Genomic DNA, 23,503 nt, shown 5'->3' on the forward strand with positions numbered 1-23,503 from the left:
TAGCGTATCGCGACCGGCCTGTCGCCAGACCGATCGCCATTGACGATTACCTTTCGCGCGGCGGGAAACCGGCCTTTTGCAGGGCGGCGGCAATCTGCTCCGCGGATAGCGACGTTTCAACGTCAACCAGACGCGTCGCCGGGTCAGTTCTCACCGTCGCATTAGCATCGAGAGTCAGAATCGTCTTTTTTACCGTACTGGCGCAGCCGCCGCAGGTCATGTCATCAATATGGAACTGCATAGTGAACTCCTTTTGTGTGGGAACTGTTGCCAGTCTGGGCCTTGCCAGTGTTGGAAGGTCAAGCGTAATCTCAGGACTTACAGACGCTTTGCCAGTCCGTGGCGACGAGGACGTCGCAATACCGCTCCGGTACGCGCCTCCGGCTCGCTATCGTCAGGTTGTCCAAGCGTATGCAGAATGGGGCAATCTGGCAGCGCGTCGCCGGCGCAGCAGTGAATCAGCGCTTTGAGGGTTTGCGCCATGTGCTGCATGTTCTGGATACGTCTGTCCAGTTCATCAATGTGCGTCTGCGCCAGGCGTTTGACGTCAGCGCTTTGCCGCGACTGGTTATTCCAAAGATTCAGTAAGTCGCTGATTTCAGCAACTGAAAAACCGAGATCGCGCGCGCGGCGTATAAAATGCAATTGATTAACATCAGCCTGGGTATAGGCCCGATAGCCGGAATCCGTCCGACTTGCCGCGGGAATCAGACCAATCTGTTCATAGTAGCGAATCATTTTGGCCGAAACTTTCGATGCTTTAGCTGCTTTACCGATGTTCATGACGCTCCTCCTCGGGTCGTGGATGTGTCGGATGGGGTTGCCATCGGCGCCCGGAAACGGCGCAGCCGCAAAGCGTTGCCCAGCACGAACACGCTCGACATCGCCATCGCCCCTGCGGCGAATACCGGTGACAATAATATGCCCCAGACCGGAAATAGCGCGCCTGCCGCGACAGGAATCAGCGCCGTATTGTAAGCAAAGGCCCAGAACAGATTCTGGTGGATATTGCGGATGGTCGCTTTAGACAGCGCGATAGCATTCGGCACGCCTTGCAGGTTGCCGGACATTAGTACGACGTCGGCGGATTCCACCGCCACATCGGTGCCGGTGCCAATCGCCAGCCCCACGTCGGACTCCGCCAGCGCTGGCGCATCGTTGATGCCATCGCCGACAAACGCCACCTGCCCATACGCCGCTTTCAGGCGCCGTATCGCCTCGACTTTCCCTTCTGGCAATACCTCGGCGACCACGTCATCAATCCCTAACTGTCTGGCGATAGCCTGTGCCGTGCGGGCATTATCGCCAGTGATCATGGCGACCTTAATGCCGAGCTGATGTAAAGCGTTAATTGCGGCGGGTGTACTGGGTTTGATCGGATCGGCCACGGCGATAATCGCTGCCAGTTGACCGTCAATAGCCGCATAGAGCGGCGATTTCCCTTCCTGTCCTAACCGTTCGGCGGTGGTGGCGAAGCCGCTAATATCCACGCCAATTTTGCGCATATAGCGATCGGCCCCCACGTCAACACGCGTACCGTCAACGGTAGCGTATACGCCCATCCCGGTCACCGATTCGAAGCCGCTCATGCCTGGTAGCGCGATCCCTTCCTCTTCTGCCGACACGACAATCGCACGGGCAATCGGATGCTCTGAACGCGATTCTACCGCCGCGACTTTCGCCAGCACCTCACGGCGTTCAAAGCCGCTGGCCACGTCGAGATCGGTCAGTACCGGGCGGCCTTCGGTAAGTGTCCCGGTTTTGTCTACGGCCACCACCTTAGCGTCTTTGAGTAGCTGTAACGCCTCCCCCTTACGGAACAGCACGCCCATTTCCGCCCCACGACCGGTTCCCACCATAATGGAGGTCGGCGTCGCCAGGCCCATCGCGCAAGGACAGGCGATAATCAGAACCGCAACACCATTGATCAGAGCGAAAGTCAGCGCAGGCGACGGCCCAAACGCCAGCCATACCACAAAGGTCAGCGCAGCAATAAGCATTACCATTGGGACAAACCACAGCGTCACTTTATCCACGACGGCCTGAATCGGCAGTTTTGAACCCTGCGCCTGTTCCACCAGACGAATGATTTGCGCCAGCATGGTCTGTCCGCCGACGGCGGTCGCCCGCAGCGTGAGCGCGCCTTTTTGGTTGACGGTACCGCCCACCACCGCGCTTCCTGCGGATTTCTCAACCGGTATCGGTTCGCCGGTAATCATCGACTCGTCAACGAAGCTGCGGCCTTCGGTCACTTCGCCGTCAACCGGGATCCGCTCGCCTGGCCGAACCTCCACACAGTCGCCCAGCACAACCTCGTCGACAGGGATATCCACGATGCGGCCCTCGCGTAACACATGCGCGACCCGCGCCTGTAGCCCCACCAGACGTTTAATCGCTTCGGAAGTCCGCCCCTTCGCCCTTGCCTCCAGAAAGCGCCCCAGCAGAATAAGCGCGACAATCACTGCGGCGGCCTCGTAATAGACGTTTACCGTCCCTTCAGGCAACAGGTCGGGCGTAAAGGTCGCCACCAGCGAGTAGCCGAACGCCGCTGCGGTTCCCACGGCGACCAGCGAGTTCATGTCCGGCGCCAGACGCGCCAGCGCCGGGAACCCTTTAAGGTAAAAACGGCGACCGGGGATCGTCAGCACCAACAGGGTCAGTGCAAATTGCCAGTACCAGCTTTGTTGCAGGCCAATCGTTTTTATCACCCACTCGTGCATACCAGGAATAAGGTGCGAGCCCATTTCAAGCACAAAAACGGGGAGCGCCAGCACGCTGGCGAGAATCAGATCGCGCTTCAGCCTGACGCGCTCGGCCTCTTTTTTCTCTTCAGAGTCGTCTTCTCCCTGCCCCGCCGTCTCTACCGGTCGCGCCTCATACCCCGTTTTTTCAATCGCCGCGATCACCGCCTCCGCCGACGCCGTCCCGCGAACGGTGGCGCGCTCCGTCGCCAGATTCACCGTAGCGTCCGTTACGCCAGGCACAGCCTTAATACCTTTTTCAACGCGAGCGACACACGACGCGCAGGTCATACCTTCAATAAGCAAGCTTATCGTGTCGTGACGATTTTCTGACTGACTCATGACGAGTTCCCCATCCTGACTATTCGGTATCAGAAAGCCTAAAGCTTGCCATTGTGGGAAGGTCAAGCGTATTCAGGCTGCACGGTTCGGCGAGAATGTGAGATGGCTCATAAAAGAGGATGATGCGAGACATTTACGCCACGATGCCGACCCACGCCCCGTAAAAACCCGTCAGGAACGCTTGACCTTTCCTTCGTTGTAACGCCTAGCCTTTGCCAAAAATTCTGCGGCAGCGTTGCGGAATGGCCGACACGCTGCGGTAAAGAGGGAAACGACATGCGTAGAACATTCAAAATTATGTTGATAGCCGGCGTCATCGCCGCCAGCGGGGGCGTGATTTACATGGCCGGCGAAGCACTATGGGATAAAGACAACGCCGTCGGACCACCGGCCAGCGCGCCGCCTCCACCGTCGGTACCGGTTGCTAAAGCCCTTAGCCGTACACTCGCGCCTACGGCGGAATTCACCGGTTTTCTGGCCGCGCCGGAGACCGTGGAGCTGCGTTCGCGCGTGGGAGGAACCCTTGACGCCGTCAGCGTTCCGGAAGGACGTCTGGTAAGCCGCGGACAACTGCTGTTCCAGATCGATCCGCGCCCGTTCGAGGTCGCCCTCGACACCGCCGTCGCGCAATTACGTCAGGCTGAAGTACTGGCCCGCCAGGCGCAGGCGGATTTCGATCGCATTCAACGACTGGTCGCCAGCGGCGCCGTATCACGTAAAAACGCTGACGATGTCACCGCCACGCGTAATGCGCGACAGGCGCAGATGCAATCGGCCAAAGCCGCCGTCGCCGCAGCGCGCCTTGAACTCTCCTGGACCCGTATTACCGCGCCCATTGCCGGACGCGTTGACCGCATACTGGTGACCCGGGGCAATCTGGTCAGCGGCGGCGTAGCGGGTAACGCCACGCTTCTGACGACTATCGTGTCTCACAATCCCATGTATGTGTATTTCGATATTGACGAAGCCACCTGGCTGAAGGCGTTACGGCATACCCGCTCCGACAAGAATCCACCGGTAGTCAACATGGGGTTAACCACCGATAACGGGCTGCCTTATCAGGGCGTACTCGACTTTATGGGCAATCAGATGAACCGCAGCACCGGCACTATCCGGGCGCGCGCCGTGATTCCTGACCCCGACGGAATGCTTTCTCCCGGCCTGTTTGCCCGAATCAGTTTGCCCATCGGCGAGCCGCGGGAAACCGTGCTGATTGACGATCTGGCGGTGAGCGCCGATCAGGGCAAAAACTATGTGCTGATCGTCGGCAAGGAGAATCAGGTGGAGTATCGTCCGGTTGAGCTGGGACAAATGGTCGATGGACTCCGCGTCGTTACACAGGGAGTACAGCCGGGAGAAAAAATCATCCTCAAGGGGCTGGTGCGTCCTGGCATGACCGTTGCGCCGCGTCTGGTGCCGATGCGGCAGAATATGCCCGAGAAACAGACCGCGACATTGACTAAAGCGGACGGCGACAGCGCGTCGAAGGCGGTGCGCCAATGAAATTCACCCACTTTTTCATCGCACGGCCCATCTTCGCCATCGTCCTGTCGCTGTTAATGCTGCTGGCTGGCGCTATCGCCTTTTTAAAACTGCCGCTGAGTGAATATCCGGCCGTTACGCCGCCCACGGTACAGGTTAGCGCCAGCTACCCCGGCGCTAACCCGCAAGTGATTGCCGATACGGTAGCCGCGCCGCTGGAACAGGTGATCAACGGCGTTGACGGCATGTTGTATATGAATACCCAGATGGCCATTGATGGTCGCATGGTTATCTCTATCGCCTTCGAACAGGGAACCGATCCTGATATGGCGCAAATTCAGGTGCAAAACCGGGTATCCCGCGCGCTGCCTCGCCTGCCCGAAGAAGTCCAACGAATTGGCGTTGTAACGGAGAAAACGTCCCCCGATATGTTGATGGTGGTCCATCTTGTCTCGCCGCAAAAACGCTATGACTCACTTTACCTGTCTAACTTCGCCATCCGGCAGGTTCGCGACGAACTGGCCCGTTTACCCGGCGTCGGTGATGTTCTCGTCTGGGGCGCGGGCGAGTACGCCATGCGCGTCTGGCTGGACCCGGCGAAAATCGCCAACCGCGGTCTTACCGCCAGTGATATCGTTACGGCGTTGCGGGAACAAAACGTACAGGTCGCCGCCGGTTCCGTCGGGCAACAGCCGGAGGCCTCCGCCGCTTTTCAGATGACGGTAAACACGCTGGGCCGCCTGACCAGCGAAGAACAGTTCGGCGAGATTGTGGTAAAAATCGGCGCTGACGGCGAGGTGACGCGTCTGCGTGATGTCGCCCGCGTCACGCTGGGCGCTGATGCCTATACGCTGCGCAGTTTACTGAATGGCGAAGCGGCGCCAGCGTTACAGATTATTCAAAGTCCGGGCGCCAATGCGATTGACGTTTCTAACGCGATTCGCGGCAAAATGGATGAGTTGCAGCAAAACTTCCCGCAGGATATCGAATACCGGATTGCCTATGATCCTACGGTCTTCGTGCGCGCATCGCTACAATCGGTGGCGATTACGTTGCTGGAAGCCCTCGTGCTGGTCGTCCTTGTCGTGGTGCTGTTCCTGCAAACCTGGCGGGCGTCCATTATTCCTCTGGTGGCGGTTCCCGTTTCGCTGGTCGGCACCTTTGCCTTGATGCACCTGTTTGGCTTTTCGCTGAATACGCTTTCGCTGTTTGGTTTGGTCCTGTCGATAGGTATCGTTGTCGATGACGCCATCGTTGTGGTCGAAAACGTGGAACGGCATATCTCGCAGGGCAAAAGTCCCGGAGAGGCGGCAAAGAAGGCGATGGATGAAGTCACTGGTCCCATTCTTTCTATTACCTCGGTGCTAACGGCGGTCTTTATCCCTTCCGCATTCCTGGCGGGCCTGCAGGGTGAGTTTTATCGTCAGTTCGCGTTGACCATCGCTATTTCGACCATCCTTTCGGCCATTAACTCGCTGACGCTCTCCCCTGCGCTGGCTGCCATTTTGCTAAGACCGCACCACGATACTGCGAAGGCTGACTGGCTAACGCGGTTGATGGGCACGGTCACTGGCGGTTTTTTCCATCGCTTTAACCGTTTCTTCGACAGCGCGTCGAACCGCTATGTTAGCGCCGTCCGTCGGGCCGTGCGCGGCAGCGTCATTGTGATGGTGCTCTATGCTGGCTTTGTGGGGCTGACCTGGCTTGGCTTCCATCAGGTGCCGAACGGGTTTGTGCCTGCGCAGGATAAATACTATCTCGTCGGCATCGCCCAGCTCCCAAGCGGCGCATCGTTGGATCGCACAGAGGCGGTCGTGAAACAGATGTCCGCTATCGCGCTGGCGGAACCCGGCGTTGAAAGCGTCGTCGTCTTCCCCGGTCTGTCGGTTAACGGCCCGGTAAATGTGCCAAATTCGGCGCTGATGTTCGCCATGCTGAAACCCTTTGACGAGCGTGAAGATCCTTCGCTTTCCGCTAACGCTATCGCCGGAAAGCTAATGCACAAATTTAGCCACATTCCCGACGGGTTTATTGGCATCTTCCCGCCGCCGCCGGTTCCAGGGCTTGGCGCGACGGGCGGCTTTAAATTGCAGATTGAAGATCGTGCGGAACTGGGATTTGAAGCGATGACAAAGGTGCAAAGCGAGATTATGTCTAAGGCGATGCAGACGCCCGAACTGGCCAATATGCTGGCCAGTTTCCAGACGAACGCCCCGCAATTACAGGTGGATATCGACCGGGTAAAGGCGAAATCAATGGGGGTATCGCTCACCGACATCTTTGAAACGTTGCAAATTAACCTCGGCTCGCTTTACGTCAACGATTTCAACCGATTTGGCCGTACCTGGCGGGTGATGGCGCAGGCCGATGCGCCATTCCGTATGCAACAAGAGGATATCGGCCTGCTTAAAGTCCGCAATGCGAAGGGCGAGATGATCCCGCTTAGCGCTTTCGTCACGATTATGCGCCAGTCGGGGCCAGACAGAATCATCCATTACAACGGCTTCCCCTCGGTAGATATTAGCGGTGGACCGGCTCCGGGTTTCTCCTCCGGACAGGCGACGGACGCGATTGAAAAGATCGTGCGTGAAACGTTGCCGGAAGGGATGGTCTTCGAATGGACCGATCTGGTTTATCAGGAAAAACAGGCCGGCAACTCTGCGCTTGCTATCTTTGCGCTGGCGGTGCTGCTGGCCTTCCTGATCCTGGCGGCGCAGTACAACAGTTGGTCGCTGCCCTTCGCCGTCCTGCTTATTGCGCCTATGTCATTACTCTCAGCCATTGTCGGCGTGTGGGTATCTGGCGGAGATAACAATATCTTTACGCAGATTGGTTTCGTGGTGCTGGTCGGCCTGGCGGCCAAGAACGCCATTTTGATTGTCGAGTTTGCCCGCGCCAAAGAACACGACGGCGCAGACCCGCTGACCGCCGTACTGGAAGCGTCCCGCCTGCGTCTGCGTCCTATCCTGATGACCTCATTCGCCTTTATCGCAGGCGTAGTACCGCTGGTACTCGCGACGGGTGCCGGCGCGGAAATGCGACATGCGATGGGCATCGCCGTGTTTGCCGGCATGTTGGGCGTCACGCTCTTCGGCCTGTTATTGACGCCTGTATTTTACGTGGTGGTTCGCAGGATGGCATTAAAGCGTGAGAACCGCGTTGATTCACATGATCAGCAAGCATAATGATGGGAATGGCATAATGAAGATCACTTTTACAGGCTATCGGCAGACCGCCACGCTGGCGACGCTTGCTTTCGTCACCACGCTTGCTGGCTGTACGATGGCGCCGAAGCACGAACGCCCCACATCGCCGACTGCGGTGGTCTATCCCTACGCAACGTCAACCGTTTCTGGCGCGCCGGATGCCGCTGACATTGGCTGGCGTGATTTCTTCCACGATCCGCTTCTACAGGAACTGATCGCGATCGCGTTACGCAATAATCGGGATTTACGCAAGGCAGGGCTCAATGTTGAAGCCGCCCGGGCGTTATACCGTATTCAGCGCGCGGAGATGCTGCCGACGCTCGGTATCGCCACCGCCATGGACGCCGGTCGCACTCCCGCCGATCTCAGCGTCACGGACGAGCCTGAGATTAACCGACGCTACGAGGCGGCTGGGGCGACGACGGCCTGGGAACTGGATCTCTGGGGGCGAGTGCGAAGCCTTAGCGACCAGGCATTAGCCGCCTATATGGCGCTTGATGAGACGTACATTGCGGCGCGAATGAGCCTGGTTTCCGAAGTCGCCAGCGCCTGGCTGACGCTACGGGCTGACCGGGAGCTGCTGCGCTTAACCGAAGATACGCTGGCCGCGCAAAAAAGTTCATACACATTGACAACCCAGCTTGCCCGGACAGGCAACGCCACACAGCTCGATCTGCGTATGGCGGAGATCGCGCTGCGTTCTGCGGAAATCAATCGCGCGGCGTATACGCGACAGTTGGCGCGGGATCGTAACGCGCTTGAATTGCTGTTGGGCCAGCCGCTCACGCCTGAACTGTCGCGTCGACTAAACGAGGCGGTCACGCTTACGGAAGGCGCGATCCCGACCACTCTGCCAGGCGGATTACCGTCAGATCTGCTGGTACGCCGCCCGGATATTCGCGCCGCCGAGTACAGGCTGCGTGGCGCAAACGCCCGGATAGGCGCAGCGCGCGCCGCCTTCTTCCCGACCATCAGCCTGACAGGCGCGGCGGGAACGGCCAGCGCGTCTCTTAGCGGACTCTTTGAACCGGGATCGGGAAGCTGGCGTTTTCTACCGCAAATCACCTTGCCTCTCTTTCACGGCGGCGCATTACGCGCTGACCTGGATAGGGCGCATGTCCAAAAACAGATTGAAATCGCCAGGTATGAAAACGTTATTCAGCAAGCCTTTCGCGACGTGGCGGATGGTCTGGCGGGACAGCGTACGCTGAGTGACCAGGTGCAATCAGAACAACGCGCGGTTGAAGCCAGTCAAATCGCCTATGAGCTGGCCGGACTCCGTTTTCAGGAAGGCGTCGATGACTACCTTACGCTGCTTGATACCCATCGTATGCTTTATGGCGCGCAGCAGCGTCTGGTGCGCACACGGCTCATGCAACAGCTGAATATCATTAATCTGTATAAAGCATTAGGCGGCGGTTGGCGGGAATACAGCGAGAAAAAGCAAGGTTAGCCCAAATAGCGCGCGCGTCGCCAGTGCGGCGCGCGCGCTAAACAGGCATATATTGCCTGCAAAATAAGGTTAACGAGGGCAACGATAAACGTTCCCGCTTAACGTGACATTCGTTTGTTTGCTTGAGCCAGAACCGTGCCATGAACTTCCTGTCTGGCCTGCACGCTGGGTTAACAGGACTACCGTATTGCCGCCCATTTTATAAGCTTTGTTTTTCAGATCGTTACGGGCACCCGTTTCCAGGTTACTGTTGGAAGTCCAGCCACCGGTAAAGAAATTCCCCTGGCTGCCCGTGATATCCCCTAAGTAGCTGCATTCCTTACCTGGCTCGCTGGTCATCACCCGTACCTGTTCAGCGCCATAATTCAACGAATTAGCGCTACATGCGGTTAAAGCCAAGCCGACGAAACATACTAAGATCTTTTTCATACTAATACCTGGTCTATTAATCATTAAATAATAACGCGTTCTTGCTTCTGAACGCCGTCAAGGAACTATATTTAAGATGTAACGAATGTCTTTCATTTGCTGAAGAAAAGTCTCTGTCATGATGCTATCATGTATGCTTGAGGCTATTTCTTGTTCAGTTTTTTCAATATGCTCTCTGAGTCTTATTTTTGTTTTTTCGTCAAGCGCCGAGATAAGTATCTTAATGGCAAGCAGCATAGTAGGATTGATGCTTTCACACTCTCTCATCGTTAACTTTTTCATCTTGTTTGCTTCAAGCCTGATCGGCGTTTTTGTCTACACGGCAAATTTTAGATGCGAAGATATGGCGACTTCTTTGGTAAATAAATAGCAAATGGAAAAAGCGTTTGAAGCCATATTTACGACAGATACGCAATCTATGAATGTACAAAGTCTTACGACTCATGCCATAGCTACTGGCGATCTGACTCATCGACTTTTTATATAAAAAGTGCCATAACAACTCCTCCTCCTTTTTTGTCAACGGCGCAAGTTCACCGACCGCTACTTCGTTTGCACAAGCGTATTTAATGAAATGCTCAATAAAAACAGGCTTTGCCAAATCGGGATCGATATCAGGATCTCTATCGCAGCCATGTGGATAAAGTTTTCCAATATCTCTGCGCGTGAGCCATATTCGACGAGCATGTGGATAATGCTGCATGAGCGCCTTAAAACCTTTCCAGACCCCCTGAATCAAAACTCGTCCATCAATAATAATTATGATATCTTCGCTAGCTGATATCTGACACGAATTATATTCTCCATTGAGTGGGAACATAAAGCACTTCCCATCCTCAAAGAGTGAAGCAATGCCTAAATAAGTATAATAATCATCCGTTAAAACTATACCTATCGTTTTTAACGGAAGTTGTTCCGATAGTGAATTTATCATAATTTCATCAATAGAATAACGCTACGGTGAGTGTTTTATCTTCCTCTTAAGATTACCTGAGCGCTCATAACCATCCCTATTCTGTAGCAGCGCCATATTATTTTTAATTCCTTGCCATAAACGTAACGCTTATACTTTTAATATCAGAAGCGATAACCTACGCTGACACCAAATGTATTGGTATCCACAGCGAAGAAACGGCTTGCTTCCCATGATGCATCGATAGATATACTCTTAACAGGATTAAATATTACACCAGCGCCGTAGGCAAAGGAGTCTTCTTTTGAGTGTTTATTAAATTTCATCGTCGCTATACCCGCATTGCCGTACAGGCTCACATAGTCATTAAAACGATATGTTGGTCCAAACATCAAAGAACCATAGTCCACAGAATCGGAACCATTTTTATGCAATTTCCCCTCTTTCCAGGTGTAGTTCTCCATTTCATTGCGCGTCGCGGTGAATGAGCCTAACATCCCCCAGGTCTCATTGAACTCGTAACGATATTTAAAATTAAAGCCTCGCAGATCTTTGCTATCGCTATTTTTCAATGAACTGAGATGAGTTTGTGCATAACCAAACGATACGGTGTGCTGATCGTTAGCCAAAGCTAAAGGTGACGCTAATAATAAACCTAAAAAAACAAGGAACGAAGACCGTCTTTTCATTAAAACCACTCCATTTTTGATATATAATTAAGGCGGTACCGGAACTTATGGCACACAAATAGCATTTAGATTAAGAGCACCTAAATGCGCTTATTACCAGTCATGCCAGCTGCGGAGGTAATATAACCTGATATATTCGATAATGGATATGAAATCAGTCTTACAGAGTTCTTACTTTTTTATTAATGGCGGATTCATGGTTGCTTCAGACCCGATCCTGGCATCGCATCCGTCAGGCGGACTGCGAGAGGTTATCAGCGAGTATCAGTTACCTCCATGAAGAGTAAAAAATTCATAACTCATTGTTTTTAATGCTCTTTAACTGGTGTTCGAGTTAACCTTTACCCTTGCGGAGGGCAATTTCGCAACTCGCTTCTGACGCATTCAGACAACATTCAGATCTACTGCGCGGTACAAACGTTATAAAGCTGCCGATTAAGAGAATAAAAAAAGGTTTTCTCACCCACTTTAGATATTCGAATCTCATTAGCCGCTTCCGGATGCAGAACCCGTAAATATGATAACAGATCGCCAGCCGTGTCCGTGGCAAAGACTTTTACCTGGGATACTTCGAACGTATAAACACCAGGCGCTGTTCGATGTAAATTTTTCATATATACGTCCCGGTATAATATTTTTACACCGTTATCTTTTGTTTTTATTTCATATTGAAGCGTAATTCTCTTCATCTTAAAATCAAGAACAAGACTGCCATCGGCATGGATATCTTTAGGTTGTATCGTCGTTACCGTTCTTGTCGTACATAAAAATTCATTAGTATTAATAGAACTATGGCTACTGTTTCGTACCCAAACTACCATCAGTACGACTGAAACAGCCAACATACCAAGCGTCGCCACGCTTAATAACGTTCTTTTATGGAAATGCATTTCGGCTCCGCTATATCAAGTTGGTTAAGACACTGGACAAAAATATTTGTATTAGGAACGCGAATATAATAAATGATTTTCCCGTTTTGTTTATGTATTTCATTACTCATCTCAGAGTACGCTTCAACGATATCCGTCAGATGGGTTTTATCATGCCCGACACTATAAAAAGTGTATCCATCATACGAACCATTGAGGGTAAAATAATCAATATTTTCACCCTTAACTTTATAAATCATAAAAAACATCAGAAGCGCGGCCAGGCAAAAGTAGAGCCAATCTTTTTTATTCACAGCGCCCGGTATTGGGGGAATGATAGTATCATCGTGCCGCACTTCAACCGTCGATAATTCTGTTTCAGCAACAGCAGGCAACGGCATATCTTGCGCCTCATCACTCAACGGTTCAATGGAAACTGAGAGTAAAACACCCACGCGAGGGCGAGTCACAACAGACGCCCCCTTAAGACCAATTTTATCAAATGACCCTCGTAGCTGGTTAATCAATTTATAATAACTGGCATCAGAGACCACGACACCTTTGCGCCCCCAGACATAGTTAATTAAATCATCTTTTTTAAAAAGGCCTTCATAAAAAGCGATAAGCAAACTGCGTTCCGATTCAGATATCGTTATCGACTCTCCGGCGCAGGAAAGCGTCATTCGTTCACAATCAAGAATAACCCTTTTGTCAATCAGATAATTGTTCTGACTCATAAAAATATCCGCCCCAGTGCTATCACGTTTCTTCACGGCATAAACATATTACCAGGATATATCGTGCTATTGAATTTTTTTCCGTAGCGAGCTCCTGTATTATTCAGCCACCAGGCCACTCGCAGATTCGTTTTCCCCCTTGAGCAAACCATTTTGCCGCTGGGCTGACTTGCCAAGCCAACTCATAAAGTCATTAGTCCCCATCGGCCTGGCATAAAGAAATCCCTGAACGAATCCTACCCCGTGGCTTAAGATGTAACGCAATTGGTGCTGGGTACTGACCCCTTCGGCAACCACATTGAGTCCCAGTCGCTGACTCAGCGTAATGATAGTATCCAGGACAGGAACATCATTGCTGCTGGTATCAATGGTATCGATAAACGTTCTGTCTATTTTAAGAGAGTCTACAGGTAATTGTTGGAGATAGGAGAGTGAGCAATAGCCGGTCCCAAAATCATCAATCGCTATTAACACGCCTTTTTCACGGAGCGTTGAAAGTTTTTCTGCGACCTGTGAAGGTTCTACAATCAGGCTACGCTCGGTGAGCTCCAACATAAGCGTTATCGTTCCCAAACGAGTCCTGAGCGCCTCTATATCTTGTATAAAACCGTCATCCATAAGATGCGCAGGCGATATATTTACGCTGATATAGAAATCATCCGGTACAGTCCAGTTTATCACGTCATGAGCAATCAGTTCGAACAGATGACGAGAGAGAGGAATAATCATGCCTTCATTTTCTGCGGCGGTAATAAAAATATCGGGAGTTATAAAACGGCCATCCGGTTGCGGCCAGCGCATTAGCGCCTCCACGCCGCCGCAACTAGCGTGTTTAACGTTAAAAACAGGTTGATAATGTACCGTAAACTCATTGTGCGTTATCCCCCTGGCAATCTCCCGGGCCAGAGATAAACGTTTTAAATACCAGCGCCTGTAGAACAACATCATCCCTACAGAAAGACACAATGACAGCGGAACAAAAATAAAAAGGTTTTGTAACCAGTATGCCGATAACGTTGAGAAAGGGGTTCGCACCATCAGCTGGATAGTGTGATCGGTTGAGGTGAAGCGCTGCGTTAAAAACGCCTTACCGCGCAACGTCGCAGCGCTGGTAATCGCCTCCCCTGCGCCGAATGTCAGGCTAAAGGCTGATGCTCTCTCTGCTGCCAATATCTCCATGAGCTCCTGGACATACTGCGAATCCACAATGACGAAAGCCGCTTTATTCGCTGCTACTTTTTTCACATAAACCACAACAAGGCGATCGGGTCCTTCGGCCATACTACCGATAGATCGCAACCACCGTTCCGGATAAGAAGCAGGTAAGGAAAGCCCTGCCAGCCGGGAAAAATGATAGCGTTCGGTTCCTGTGACAAAGGAGCAAGTGATATCACCATTTTCCAGAAACCCAATGTCACGTACATAAGGAGTGAAGGCCCGCGTTCTGGACAGTTCTTTCAGCGTATCAGTGCAGGAACTCTCAGCCAGTCTGGCGGCTTTTCCGGCGACTTGCCAGGAGGCGGCAGATATATCCGCGCTAAACCGCAGCAGCGTATTGGCGCTGACGGCGATATCTCGTTTTAGCTGGAAGATACCCGCGAGTAACCCCACCAATATCATTACGATCAGTGGAACGGCAATAAACAACATCAGAAATAGCTTTCTTACTTTCAAATCATTGCCCTCTTACCGGCCTTCCTTTTGCCACTGTACGCTTTTATAGGATAACTAAAGTAACATTAATAGAGAAAAGCAATATTGAGAGATAGGTTATACGTTCTTAATGATAGCAAGATGGCACTCCCTGTGCCGAAAATAGACAAGAAAATATCAATACCCAACAGGTGCAGGATACTATCGTTAGAATAAGCGATAGCAGATATCTAAATTCAATATGTTAGCCAGATGCCAGGTTCGCTGCCTGATTAGGCATAAATCACGGAACGAATTCCCATCAATACAGGGATTATTGGCTACAACTCAACGTTACTACTGGTGGTACACACATTATACAAATGTCGATTAAGCGAAAACATGTAGGTATTTTTCCCAATTTTGACCATCTTTAACTCATTAATCGTACCAGGCTGTAACAGTCTCAACCAGGAAAACAAATCGCCAGCAGTATCAGACTCAAAAGTCTTAACTGAATTGACTTTAAAAGTAAATGTTTTCATACCCGTTCTGCGCAGTTTGCTGATGCAGATATCACGAAAAAAAAGCCGTTTCTCTTTCGTATCGGTAGTAACATCGTAGTGTAAGGTAATCCTGCCAGATTTAAGATCCAGCACAAGTCCACCATCCATGTACAATTTTCGTGGTTCAATATACGCTTCTGATTTTGTCGTGCATATAAGATTATTGGTTCTATAAGAGTCACGATTTACCCACTCAAGCGCTATTACCGATCCGATTGCGACAATGGCGATAAATATTACAAATATAATCAGTAACGTTCTTTTACTGTAATACATTTTGGCACCGCCATTTCAACAGGATTTAAGCATTGCAGAAAAATATTCATGTTAGGCTCCCTGATATAATAAAGATGGCGTCCATTTTGCCGGTAAACTTTAATTTTTAGAGAGTTAAAAGCAAAAACTACTTCACTTAATGTGACCTTATCCTCTTTTGTTTTATAGATTGCATAATCATTATATTCGCCAAGATATGTAAAAAAACTATCAGGGCTGTTACGAACAGGCGCTTTATATATAGTAAATACACCATAGAACAATGCCAGAATAATGGCTCCTGTTAATACCACAAATACGCTGTGACGTTTAATTTTGTAAAATATGTTCTCCCGAGTCGGGGAGCCTTTAACGTTTTCATCACTCACCTTTAGGGAGGTGATTTTTTTTATAGGTTCAATGGCAACAGACAGCGATACCCCCACCCGAGGGCGAGTTACGATATCAGATGGCTGTAGACCGATGCTACTAAAATCATTTCTCATTTGATTAATGAGTTTATAGTAACTTGATTCTGAGACGCAGCCTCCACGATTTTCCCAAACAAAATGAATAATATCTTCTTTTTTGTAAAGACCATGCCAAAAAGCAAGAAGCAGATGGGTCTCAGCTTCTGATATTCTGATTATCTCATTACCATGCGATAAGGTCATCTTCGTACTATCAAATACAACACGCTTATCAAGTAAAAATATGCTTTCATTCATGACAATCCTAAAGGTAACTGCATCCATCATTCAGACGACATATTATCATGCTCAAAAAAGAATTCAGCCCCCTAATTAACCTGAGTTTAACTTATAAGTCTCACTTATAGTAAACAATAATTGACACAAGTATTACCTGCACATTACAAATCAAACAGTTATAGGTAAATCTGAACACTTTTCTTTACCTTAACGCAAACTCAGGAAACTTCTGAAAGGCCAAAAGTAAGAAAAAAGTAAGACTAATTATACTGTTTCAGAAGCACATTTCAGAAAATTTACCTTAATCTCACCATCGTATTATCCATCGGGAGGTTTAACTGATGCGGATTTTACATAGCAAAAATGTGCAGGTTTGTATTGCAACATAGTCTATCTATTCAGACGCGGAGAGAATTGTTATCGGATTACACTCAATTAAATGATAACACTATCAGTTGTACTAATGAGATGTATGGACGAAAGCGCTTATCGCTCTATTTCATGATGAGAGAAATAAGTCTGTTTGTTTTATATCGCATTATCAATAGTCAGGAGGGTATAGCTCACATCCAAAAATAGAGTTAATGATCGTTATTTTTACCACTCCTCCATAAGCACGAAACATTCGGGCGAATTGCACTCGTTCTGAAAAAGTAAAGATTAATACAGGAACATTATCATATGTCTATGAAAAAATATTTAGCAATGATCACAGGCTCGCTTCTTGTCTCCAGCAGCGCGATGGCTGTTTCTGATAACACCATCACCTTTCAAGGGGAGGTCTCTGATGAAACATGCTCTGTCGTGATTAATGGTAATCAGGCTAAACCCGTCGTGTTATTGCCAACAGTAAGTACTAAAGATTTATCAGAACAAGGGAAAACTGCGGGGCCAATAACGTTTGATATTGGGCTGTCCGGGTGTACCGGCTCTAAGGACAAAACAACAAAAATTTCCACTGTCTTTGTCGGTAATCAGGTCACCAGTAACGGTAACCTGGGTAATACTGGCAGCGCGAAAAATGTTGAAGTCCAATTACTCGACACTTCAGGGGAGCCAATCAATCTGACCGGCGGCTTTACTGGCGACGGCGACCTACAGCTGGAACCAAATGCTTCTGAAGCGAGCGCGACTTATACCGCGCGGTATTACTCTACCGGGAAAGCAGAGGCGGGGACAGTCGCTGCCACCCTTCAATACGCCGTTTCGTATAAATAATTGTCGCTACGGTCTGGCGTTGAAACGCCAGACCATTTTCAATCGCCAGGGAGTTGTTGAGATGAAAATGGATACCCGACATTCCGCATTATATTACTTAATAGTTTTTCTATTGCTGGCCCTACCCGCCACAGCATCGTGGGCGAGCGTTACTATTTTGGGTAGCCGAATAATTTACCCATCAACAGCCTCCTCCGTAGATGTGCAGTTAAAAAATAATGATGCAATACCTTATATCGTACAAACCTGGTTTGACGATGGCGATATGAATACCAGCCCGGAAAATAGCAGCGCGATGCCGTTCATTGCCACGCCGCCGGTATTTCGTATTCAACCCAAAGCAGGCCAGGTGGTACGCGTAATTTATAACAACACGAAAAAATTGCCGCAGGATCGTGAGTCAGTATTCTGGTTTAACGTATTACAGGTACCACCAACGAATATTGGCAGCGACAGCGGGCAAAATAAAATGTTGGTGATGCTGCGCTCAAGAATAAAACTTTTCTATCGTCCTGACGGGCTAGGTAAACCTGATAATCTGGCGAAAAAACTACAGATTAAAACGGTAAATAAGGGTTCCGGAAAAAGCGGTATTGTTATTGTTAATCCGCAGCCCTGGTTTGCCTCTTTAAGTAACCTGAATGTAAAAGTGAACGGCGCTTCGTATAACCTGGATGCTGACATGATTGCCCCTTTCTCCAGTCAAACCTGGTGGCTGCCGGGCAAACGGTCACTCAAATCCTTCTCCGGTACAGTCACCGTTACTTTGGTTAACGACCTGGGCGCAAGGATAAGCGAGAGCTACGATGTCCCCCACCATTAATTTGAACCGCAAAAGCCTTGCGCTATTGATCGCCATAGTTTGCTCAGGCTCCGCGCAGGGTGAAGAGTATTATTTTGATCCTGCGCTACTTCAGGGGGCCACTTACGGACAAAATATTGCCCGTTTTAATGAACAGCAAACGCCTTCCGGAGACTATCTTGCCGACGTTTACGTTAATGGCACGCTGGTAGCCTCGAGCACTAATATACGATTTAATGCTGCAAAAGAGGGTCAACAGACTGAACCCTGCCTGCCCTTATCGGTGATGAAAGCGGCACAGATAAAATCACTCCCCGCGACCGACGCTGCGACCGACGCTGCGACCGAGTGTCGCCCGCTCAGGGGGTGGGTGCCTCATGCCGGTTGGCAATTTGATAGCGCCACGCTTCGCCTGTTGCTGACGATTCCAATGACCGAACTTACGCACAAACCGCGCGGTTATATCTCTCCTTCAGAGTGGGATAGCGGCGCGCTGGCGCTGTTTTTACGCCATAACACAAACTGGACCCACACCGAAAATACCGACAGCCATTATCGCTACCAATACTTATGGAGCGGTTTAAACATGGGCGTTAACCTCGGACTTTGGCAGGTCCGTCATCAAAGTAATCTGCGCTATGCCAATAGCAACCAGAGCGGAAGCGCCTGGCGCTATAATAGCGTTCGAACCTGGGTGCAAAGACCTGTCGCGTCTATTAACAGTATCCTGTCGCTGGGCGATAGCTATACGGACTCCAGCTTATTCGGCAGTCTGTCTTTTAACGGGGCTAAACTTGTCACCGACGAGCGGATGCGCCCGCAGGGCAAACGCGGTTATGCGCCGGAAGTTCGGGGCGTAGCAGCCAGTAGCGCGCACGTGGTAGTAAAACAACTGGGGAAAGTGATTTATGAAACCAACGTTCCACCGGGCCCATTTTATATTGACGATCTGTACAACACCCGTTATCAAGGCGATCTGGAGGTAGAGGTTATCGAGGCCAGCGGTAAAACTTCACGTTTCACCGTGCCTTATTCTTCCGTGCCGGATTCGGTACGTCCCGGTAACTGGCACTATTCGCTGGCCTTCGGCAGGGTTCGTCAGTACTACGATATTGAAAATCGTTTCTTTGAGGGAACGTTCCAGCACGGCGTTAATAACACCATTACCCTCAACCTCGGTTCACGAATTGCGCAGCGTTACCAGGCATGGCTGGCGGGCGGCGTCTGGGCCACCGGTATGGGCGCGTTCGGCCTTAACGCCACCTGGTCGAACGCGCGCGCAGAGCATAACGATCGCCAGCAAGGCTGGCGCGCGGAACTCAGTTACAGCAAAACGTTTACCACCGGCACTAACCTGGTACTGGCGGCTTATCGTTATTCAACCAACGGCTTTCGCGATCTTCAGGACGTGCTCGGCGTACGCCGGGAAGCAAAAACGGGGATTGATTACTACTCCGACACGCTGCATCAGCGCAATCGCCTGTCCGCGACGGTAAGCCAGCCGTTAGGACGGCTTGGCACGCTTAACCTCAGCGCCAGCACCGCAGACTACTACAATAACCAATCGCGTATAACACAGCTACAAATGGGGTATAGCAACCAGTGGCGGAATATAAGCTACGGGGTGAATATCGCACGACAGCGCACCACCTGGGATTACGATCGCTTTTATCACGGCGTCAACGAACCACTGGACGTGAGTAGCCGACAAAAATATACCGAAACCACAATGTCGTTTAATGTCTCTATACCGCTGGATTGGGGCGAAAACAGAACGTCTGTCGCCATGAATTATAACCAGTCCAGTCAAAGCCGTTCCTCAACCGTATCTATGACCGGCAGTAGCGGTGAAAACAGCGACCTGTCATGGTCGGTTTATGGCGGCTACGAGCGTTATCGCAATAGTAATAGCGATAGCAGCGCGCCAACGACGTTTGGCGGTAATCTACAACAGAACACCCGGTTTGGCGCACTTCGCGCCAACTATGACCAGGGTGATAACTATCGTCAGGAAGGGCTGGGCGCGTCCGGCACCCTGGTACTTCACCCTGGCGGTCTGACGGCTGGCCCCTATACCAGCGATACCTTTGCGCTTATTCATGCCGATGGCGCGCAGGGCGCGATCGTACAAAATGGCCAGGGCGCTGTGGTTGATCGCTTTGGTTACGCCATTCTGCCTTCGTTATCTCCTTACCGCGTCAATAACGTTACGCTCGATACCCGTAAGATGCGCAGCGATGCCGAACTGACGGGAGGAAGTCAGCAGATTGTGCCCTATGCCGGCGCCATCGCGCGTGTCAATTTCGCCACTATCAGCGGCAAAGCGGTGCTGATCTCCGTGAAGATGCCGGATGGCGGCATACCGCCAATGGGCGCTGATGTTTTCAACGGTGAAGGCACAAACATCGGCATGGTCGGCCAGAGTGGGCAGATTTATGCCCGTATCGCCCATCCGTCGGGTTCTCTACTGGTGCGCTGGGGAACAGGGGCAAACCAGCGTTGCCGGGTTGCCTACCAACTCGATCTTCACACCAAAGAACCGTTTCTCTATCTGAACAAAATCTGCGAGAAGGAATAGCACAATGCTTTTTAGTTTCCGAACGCTATTGTTTATCACCAGCCTGTTCGTCAGCGCCGGAACATGGTCGTCATGTATCAAAGTCACCGATAAGAGCGCGCTCTCTGACGCGGCGATAAAAGCGGGCTACACGGCGCAAAACTGGATCGGCGCAACTGACACGAATACCGGTAATATCGGTTTGCCAACGGTGATTAGCGTCAGTAATAGTGAAACTTTTCAACCCTCCGGCACACTATTGGCCAGTGGGATCGGTAACTTCCTGACGGCCGCCACCGGCACGCCCTATTCCAGTAAACAGGTACTTTACCGCTGCGATTCCGCCGATGCCGGGAAGCTCTATGAGATGTATTCGACAAATGGCGATAGCGCTTTTGCGGGGGCATTTTTTACTCCCGAAGTAGAAGGCGCTTATTATGATGTGGAGCGTAATGTTGCTGTCCGTATGACAAACCTCAGTACCGGCGAATATTACAGCCGTTTCTGGAAAGAACGCCAACTTACCGCAGACAGTTGGTTTCAGGATGACAAATATATTTATATTCCTGCCAGCGCGTTTAGCAACGTGTTATATGAGATGTTTAAAATTGACTCAAGAAAATATTTTGCCTACCAGAATCCAATGGACCGAGATACCTGGACGCAGCCTCGGGGTTATATCGCCTTTAAAGGCCCAGGCTTGATTACCGAGCGGATCAAAGCGGGACTGGATCATGCCAGCGATTATTATGGCTGGCCCAGCTATTGGCCCGGGGCATGGAGTACATATAATAGCGTCACCTATGTTCGCGGCGCGTTATGTAAAATCAAAGATTATCCTGCGATCGTGAAAATTCCCCCTGTCGCCGTTGGCATATTAGCCGCCGGAGGCAATAGCCAGGCGCCTTTCCACGTCAGCCTGGAATGTGAGTCCGGCGCAGTGTCCAGTGCCCTCCCGTCCACCAGCGCCGCTAATGTCGCAATGGGGTTTGTCGTTAATCAACCCACCGCTGTGGCGGCGGCGCGTCGCCTGGGGCTAACCACATCCGCAGGCGGTCTGTCGTGGCTACTGGACACCCATTATGGCGAACCTGGCGTAGCTTCCGGAGTGGGTATCCGCATCTATAACGATGCCGGTACGCCGATTAACCTGTTACCCGATCGGATCAAGACAGGCACTGGCAACGCCCGAGGCTGGTATGGCTATAAAGATTTAACCACACGGGTATCATCCGGTTCAGTAGAAACCTACAGCGGTGATTTTACTGCCTCGCTTGAGGCGATCGGCGGACAAACAGTAACGGCAGGAAGCGTGAATGCGCAATTACAGGCAGTGGTTAGTTTTCAGTAAAGTCATATTAACGCTACTTGGGTTGACGGGATGGTATGGCCCGGCACAAGCCGCCGTTAATATTGACAGAACCCGAATTATTTTTGCTTCAGATGAGGTCGCTCAATCGTTGACATTATCCAACGATAATACAACGCCGATGCTGTTACAGGTATGGACCGACGCCGGAAACATTGACGCCTCTCCGGATAACAGCAAAACGCCGCTGGTGGCGCTGCCGCCGGTATTTAAAATGCAGCCAGGAGAACTGAGAACGCTTCGCCTGCTCCTGAGTTCCCGCCAGCAGCTGGCAACGGACCGGGAGAGTCTCTTCTGGCTAAACATTTATCAGATACCGCCAGTCACCCAGGACATTAAAAACCACCCGCGAAAACTGGTATTACCGCTTCGTTTGCGGCTAAAAATTTTAATTCGCCCGACCGGATTAAAAGCGCCAACGGAAGCGGAGGAGAAAAAATTACGCTTTATTGCTAAAGAGAATACTATACGGATAGTTAACCCCACCTCGTGGTATATGAGTTTAACACTAACGACGGATGACAAGAAAAGTATCGGCGATATCATGGTTGCGCCGAAAACAGCACGTGATGTGCCGCTAACACGCTCGCCAACGCCGGGAGCATCGATAAATTATGCAGTAATCAATGACTCCGGGAACTGGCGACAATATACCGCCATACTGGAAAAATATATTAGTGAGAATGATTTTACTCCTGAGTTTTGATGGGAAATATTCAGGGATACGATCGTATCCCTGAGGCAAGCCAGACTCAGCATGTACCATTGTCAAAAATAGCATTAAGCTGATATTTTACTTTTTGCACGGCATCTTTGTTCTGTTGAGTTCCCTTCTCCTCAACAGACATATCCCATACGTTTTCATTATCTGATTCAATTAATGTGTAGAACGTATTATTATTACGCATCATATAACCACGAAAATTATTTTCGATGCCCGTTGTCACAGGCTTAGCAACCCCTGAAATAACAGACTCCGTCTCTTTATTGAAAATCTGGTATTGAATATTTGCGCAGTTTAAATCACAGGGAGAACATTTAAGATTTAAAACAAGCAGTATCGTGTTATTTTCAAAAACAAGGGCATAATGATTGCTGGCAGATGAACATAACGGGAATAGCGCGAGAAGGAGGATTATTATCAATTTCATATAGTTATATAGACTCCATCAAAGAAAACTTTCATTTCACGCCCCTGAGAATAGCGAAAGGCATACCATGCAGAACGAATGCTTTCCGAGCTGACGTCCTCATAGACATTTATACCATGCTCAGCAAGTATGCGAGAAAGAAAATGAGAAGATTGTTATGACAGAAAAGGTTGTAACGATAACAGGAACAATACCTGTTTCATATTCATTTAATTAATAATATTAATTTTCTATTTCATCTTTGGTAATACCCCCAATGGATTTTCCGCCTATAATGCTGCACAGGTAGCTACTTCTCTTTTGCTGTGAGAAAACATTACATTGGTATAACTAATGAGAATGAGCAGAGGCATTAAGTCACGTAATATTGCGTTTCCTCTGT

20 protein-coding genes and 1 pseudogene are annotated in these 23,503 nt (G+C 50.3%); 8 read left to right on the forward strand and 13 right to left on the reverse strand.

What is annotated here, in order from left to right:
* Nucleotides 1-46 precede the first annotated feature (46 nt).
* The 3 genes from golB to golT all read right to left on the reverse strand — a co-directional run bounded on the left by golB (nucleotide 47) and on the right by golT (nucleotide 3,083).
* Nucleotides 47-241 carry a gold resistance metallochaperone GolB gene (gene golB / locus J4617_RS18175; protein ID WP_001159470.1) on the reverse strand — a complete coding sequence of 65 codons (195 nt, stop codon included), beginning with the start codon at nucleotides 239-241 and terminating at the stop codon, nucleotides 47-49.
* Between the two features lie 77 nt (nucleotides 242-318).
* Nucleotides 319-783 (reverse strand): Au(I) sensor transcriptional regulator GolS, encoded by a 465-nt coding sequence (gene golS / locus J4617_RS18180; RefSeq protein ID WP_001020583.1) that lies wholly within the window; start codon nucleotides 781-783, stop codon nucleotides 319-321.
* Nucleotides 780-3,083 carry a gold/copper-translocating P-type ATPase GolT gene (gene golT / locus J4617_RS18185; RefSeq protein WP_017465396.1) on the reverse strand — a complete coding sequence of 768 codons (2,304 nt, stop codon included), beginning with the start codon at nucleotides 3,081-3,083 and terminating at the stop codon, nucleotides 780-782. Before golT ends, golS begins: the two co-directional genes overlap by 4 nt.
* Before the next feature lie 276 nt (nucleotides 3,084-3,359).
* On the opposite strand from golT, the gene mdsA reads away from it, so the two are divergent.
* Genes mdsA through mdsC form a run of 3 tightly spaced genes read left to right on the forward strand, consistent with a single transcriptional unit; the run spans nucleotide 3,360 to nucleotide 9,224 of the window.
* Nucleotides 3,360-4,586: a multidrug efflux RND transporter periplasmic adaptor subunit MdsA gene (gene mdsA / locus J4617_RS18190; protein ID WP_017465397.1), complete on the forward strand. Its 1,227-nt coding sequence runs from the start codon at nucleotides 3,360-3,362 to the stop codon at nucleotides 4,584-4,586.
* Nucleotides 4,583-7,750 (forward strand): multidrug efflux RND transporter permease subunit MdsB, encoded by a 3,168-nt coding sequence (mdsB, locus tag J4617_RS18195; protein ID WP_000673153.1) that lies wholly within the window; start codon nucleotides 4,583-4,585, stop codon nucleotides 7,748-7,750. The genes mdsA and mdsB overlap by 4 nt, the downstream gene beginning before the upstream one ends.
* A 16-nt stretch (nucleotides 7,751-7,766) precedes the next feature.
* Nucleotides 7,767-9,224: a multidrug efflux transporter outer membrane subunit MdsC gene (gene mdsC, locus J4617_RS18200; protein WP_023356629.1), complete on the forward strand. Its 1,458-nt coding sequence runs from the start codon at nucleotides 7,767-7,769 to the stop codon at nucleotides 9,222-9,224.
* 69 nt (nucleotides 9,225-9,293) lie between these two features.
* On the opposite strand, the gene J4617_RS18205 is transcribed toward mdsC, so the two are convergent.
* The 9 genes and pseudogenes from J4617_RS18205 to J4617_RS18245 all read right to left on the reverse strand — a co-directional run bounded on the left by J4617_RS18205 (nucleotide 9,294) and on the right by J4617_RS18245 (nucleotide 16,042).
* Complete coding sequence (locus tag J4617_RS18205) at nucleotides 9,294-9,653, reverse strand: DUF4156 domain-containing protein (RefSeq protein WP_000722978.1); 360 nt, start codon at nucleotides 9,651-9,653, stop codon at nucleotides 9,294-9,296.
* Between the two features lie 57 nt (nucleotides 9,654-9,710).
* Complete coding sequence (locus tag J4617_RS18210; protein ID WP_000737127.1) at nucleotides 9,711-9,935, reverse strand: membrane protein; 225 nt, start codon at nucleotides 9,933-9,935, stop codon at nucleotides 9,711-9,713.
* 10 nt (nucleotides 9,936-9,945) lie between these two features.
* Nucleotides 9,946-10,587: a helix-turn-helix transcriptional regulator gene (locus J4617_RS18215; protein WP_000610827.1), complete on the reverse strand. Its 642-nt coding sequence runs from the start codon at nucleotides 10,585-10,587 to the stop codon at nucleotides 9,946-9,948.
* A gap of 143 nt (nucleotides 10,588-10,730) precedes the next feature.
* Complete coding sequence (locus tag J4617_RS18220) at nucleotides 10,731-11,255, reverse strand: Ail/Lom family outer membrane beta-barrel protein (RefSeq protein WP_000830237.1); 525 nt, start codon at nucleotides 11,253-11,255, stop codon at nucleotides 10,731-10,733.
* A gap of 401 nt (nucleotides 11,256-11,656) precedes the next feature.
* Complete coding sequence (locus tag J4617_RS18225; protein WP_000545426.1) at nucleotides 11,657-12,145, reverse strand: hypothetical protein; 489 nt, start codon at nucleotides 12,143-12,145, stop codon at nucleotides 11,657-11,659.
* Nucleotides 12,118-12,861 carry a transcriptional regulator gene (locus tag J4617_RS18230; RefSeq protein ID WP_017465399.1) on the reverse strand — a complete coding sequence of 248 codons (744 nt, stop codon included), beginning with the start codon at nucleotides 12,859-12,861 and terminating at the stop codon, nucleotides 12,118-12,120. The genes J4617_RS18225 and J4617_RS18230 overlap by 28 nt, the downstream gene beginning before the upstream one ends.
* A gap of 99 nt (nucleotides 12,862-12,960) precedes the next feature.
* Complete coding sequence (locus J4617_RS18235) at nucleotides 12,961-14,535, reverse strand: EAL domain-containing protein (protein WP_023893321.1); 1,575 nt, start codon at nucleotides 14,533-14,535, stop codon at nucleotides 12,961-12,963.
* Nucleotides 14,536-15,034: 499 nt separating this feature from the next.
* Nucleotides 15,035-15,335, reverse strand: a pseudogene (locus J4617_RS18240) (hypothetical protein).
* Entirely contained in the window at nucleotides 15,308-16,042 is a 735-nt protein-coding gene (locus J4617_RS18245; protein ID WP_017465401.1) for a transcriptional regulator, read from the reverse strand. The pseudogene J4617_RS18240 and the gene J4617_RS18245 overlap by 28 nt, the downstream one beginning before the upstream one ends.
* A 663-nt stretch (nucleotides 16,043-16,705) precedes the next feature.
* Here J4617_RS18245 and J4617_RS18250 point away from each other — a divergent pair.
* The 5 genes from J4617_RS18250 to stbE all read left to right on the forward strand — a co-directional run bounded on the left by J4617_RS18250 (nucleotide 16,706) and on the right by stbE (nucleotide 22,676).
* On the forward strand, nucleotides 16,706-17,242 hold the full coding sequence (locus J4617_RS18250) for a fimbrial protein (RefSeq protein ID WP_000062033.1): 537 nt from the start codon (nucleotides 16,706-16,708) through the stop codon (nucleotides 17,240-17,242).
* 61 nt (nucleotides 17,243-17,303) lie between these two features.
* On the forward strand, nucleotides 17,304-18,065 hold the full coding sequence (stbB, locus tag J4617_RS18255; RefSeq protein WP_000781492.1) for a fimbrial biogenesis chaperone StbB: 762 nt from the start codon (nucleotides 17,304-17,306) through the stop codon (nucleotides 18,063-18,065).
* The gene (locus tag J4617_RS18260) at nucleotides 18,049-20,622 is read left to right on the forward strand and encodes a fimbrial outer membrane usher protein (RefSeq protein WP_017465402.1); all 2,574 of its coding nucleotides are present in this window, start codon (nucleotides 18,049-18,051) and stop codon (nucleotides 20,620-20,622) included. Before stbB ends, J4617_RS18260 begins: the two co-directional genes overlap by 17 nt.
* Nucleotides 20,623-20,626: 4 nt before the next feature.
* Complete coding sequence (gene stbD, locus J4617_RS18265) at nucleotides 20,627-21,952, forward strand: fimbrial usher protein StbD (protein ID WP_000899096.1); 1,326 nt, start codon at nucleotides 20,627-20,629, stop codon at nucleotides 21,950-21,952.
* Nucleotides 21,918-22,676, forward strand: coding sequence for a fimbrial biogenesis chaperone StbE (gene stbE, locus J4617_RS18270; RefSeq protein WP_001247039.1), 759 nt, complete (start codon nucleotides 21,918-21,920; stop codon nucleotides 22,674-22,676). Before stbD ends, stbE begins: the two co-directional genes overlap by 35 nt.
* 46 nt (nucleotides 22,677-22,722) lie before the next feature.
* On the opposite strand, the gene J4617_RS18275 is transcribed toward stbE, so the two are convergent.
* On the reverse strand, nucleotides 22,723-23,121 hold the full coding sequence (locus J4617_RS18275; RefSeq protein ID WP_000766837.1) for an outer membrane protein: 399 nt from the start codon (nucleotides 23,119-23,121) through the stop codon (nucleotides 22,723-22,725).
* Between the last annotated feature and the right edge of the window lie 382 nt (nucleotides 23,122-23,503).

This window comes from Salmonella sp. 32010601201800023SM, assembly GCF_017572235.1.
GTDB classification, from domain to species: Bacteria; Pseudomonadota; Gammaproteobacteria; order Enterobacterales; family Enterobacteriaceae; genus Salmonella; species Salmonella enterica.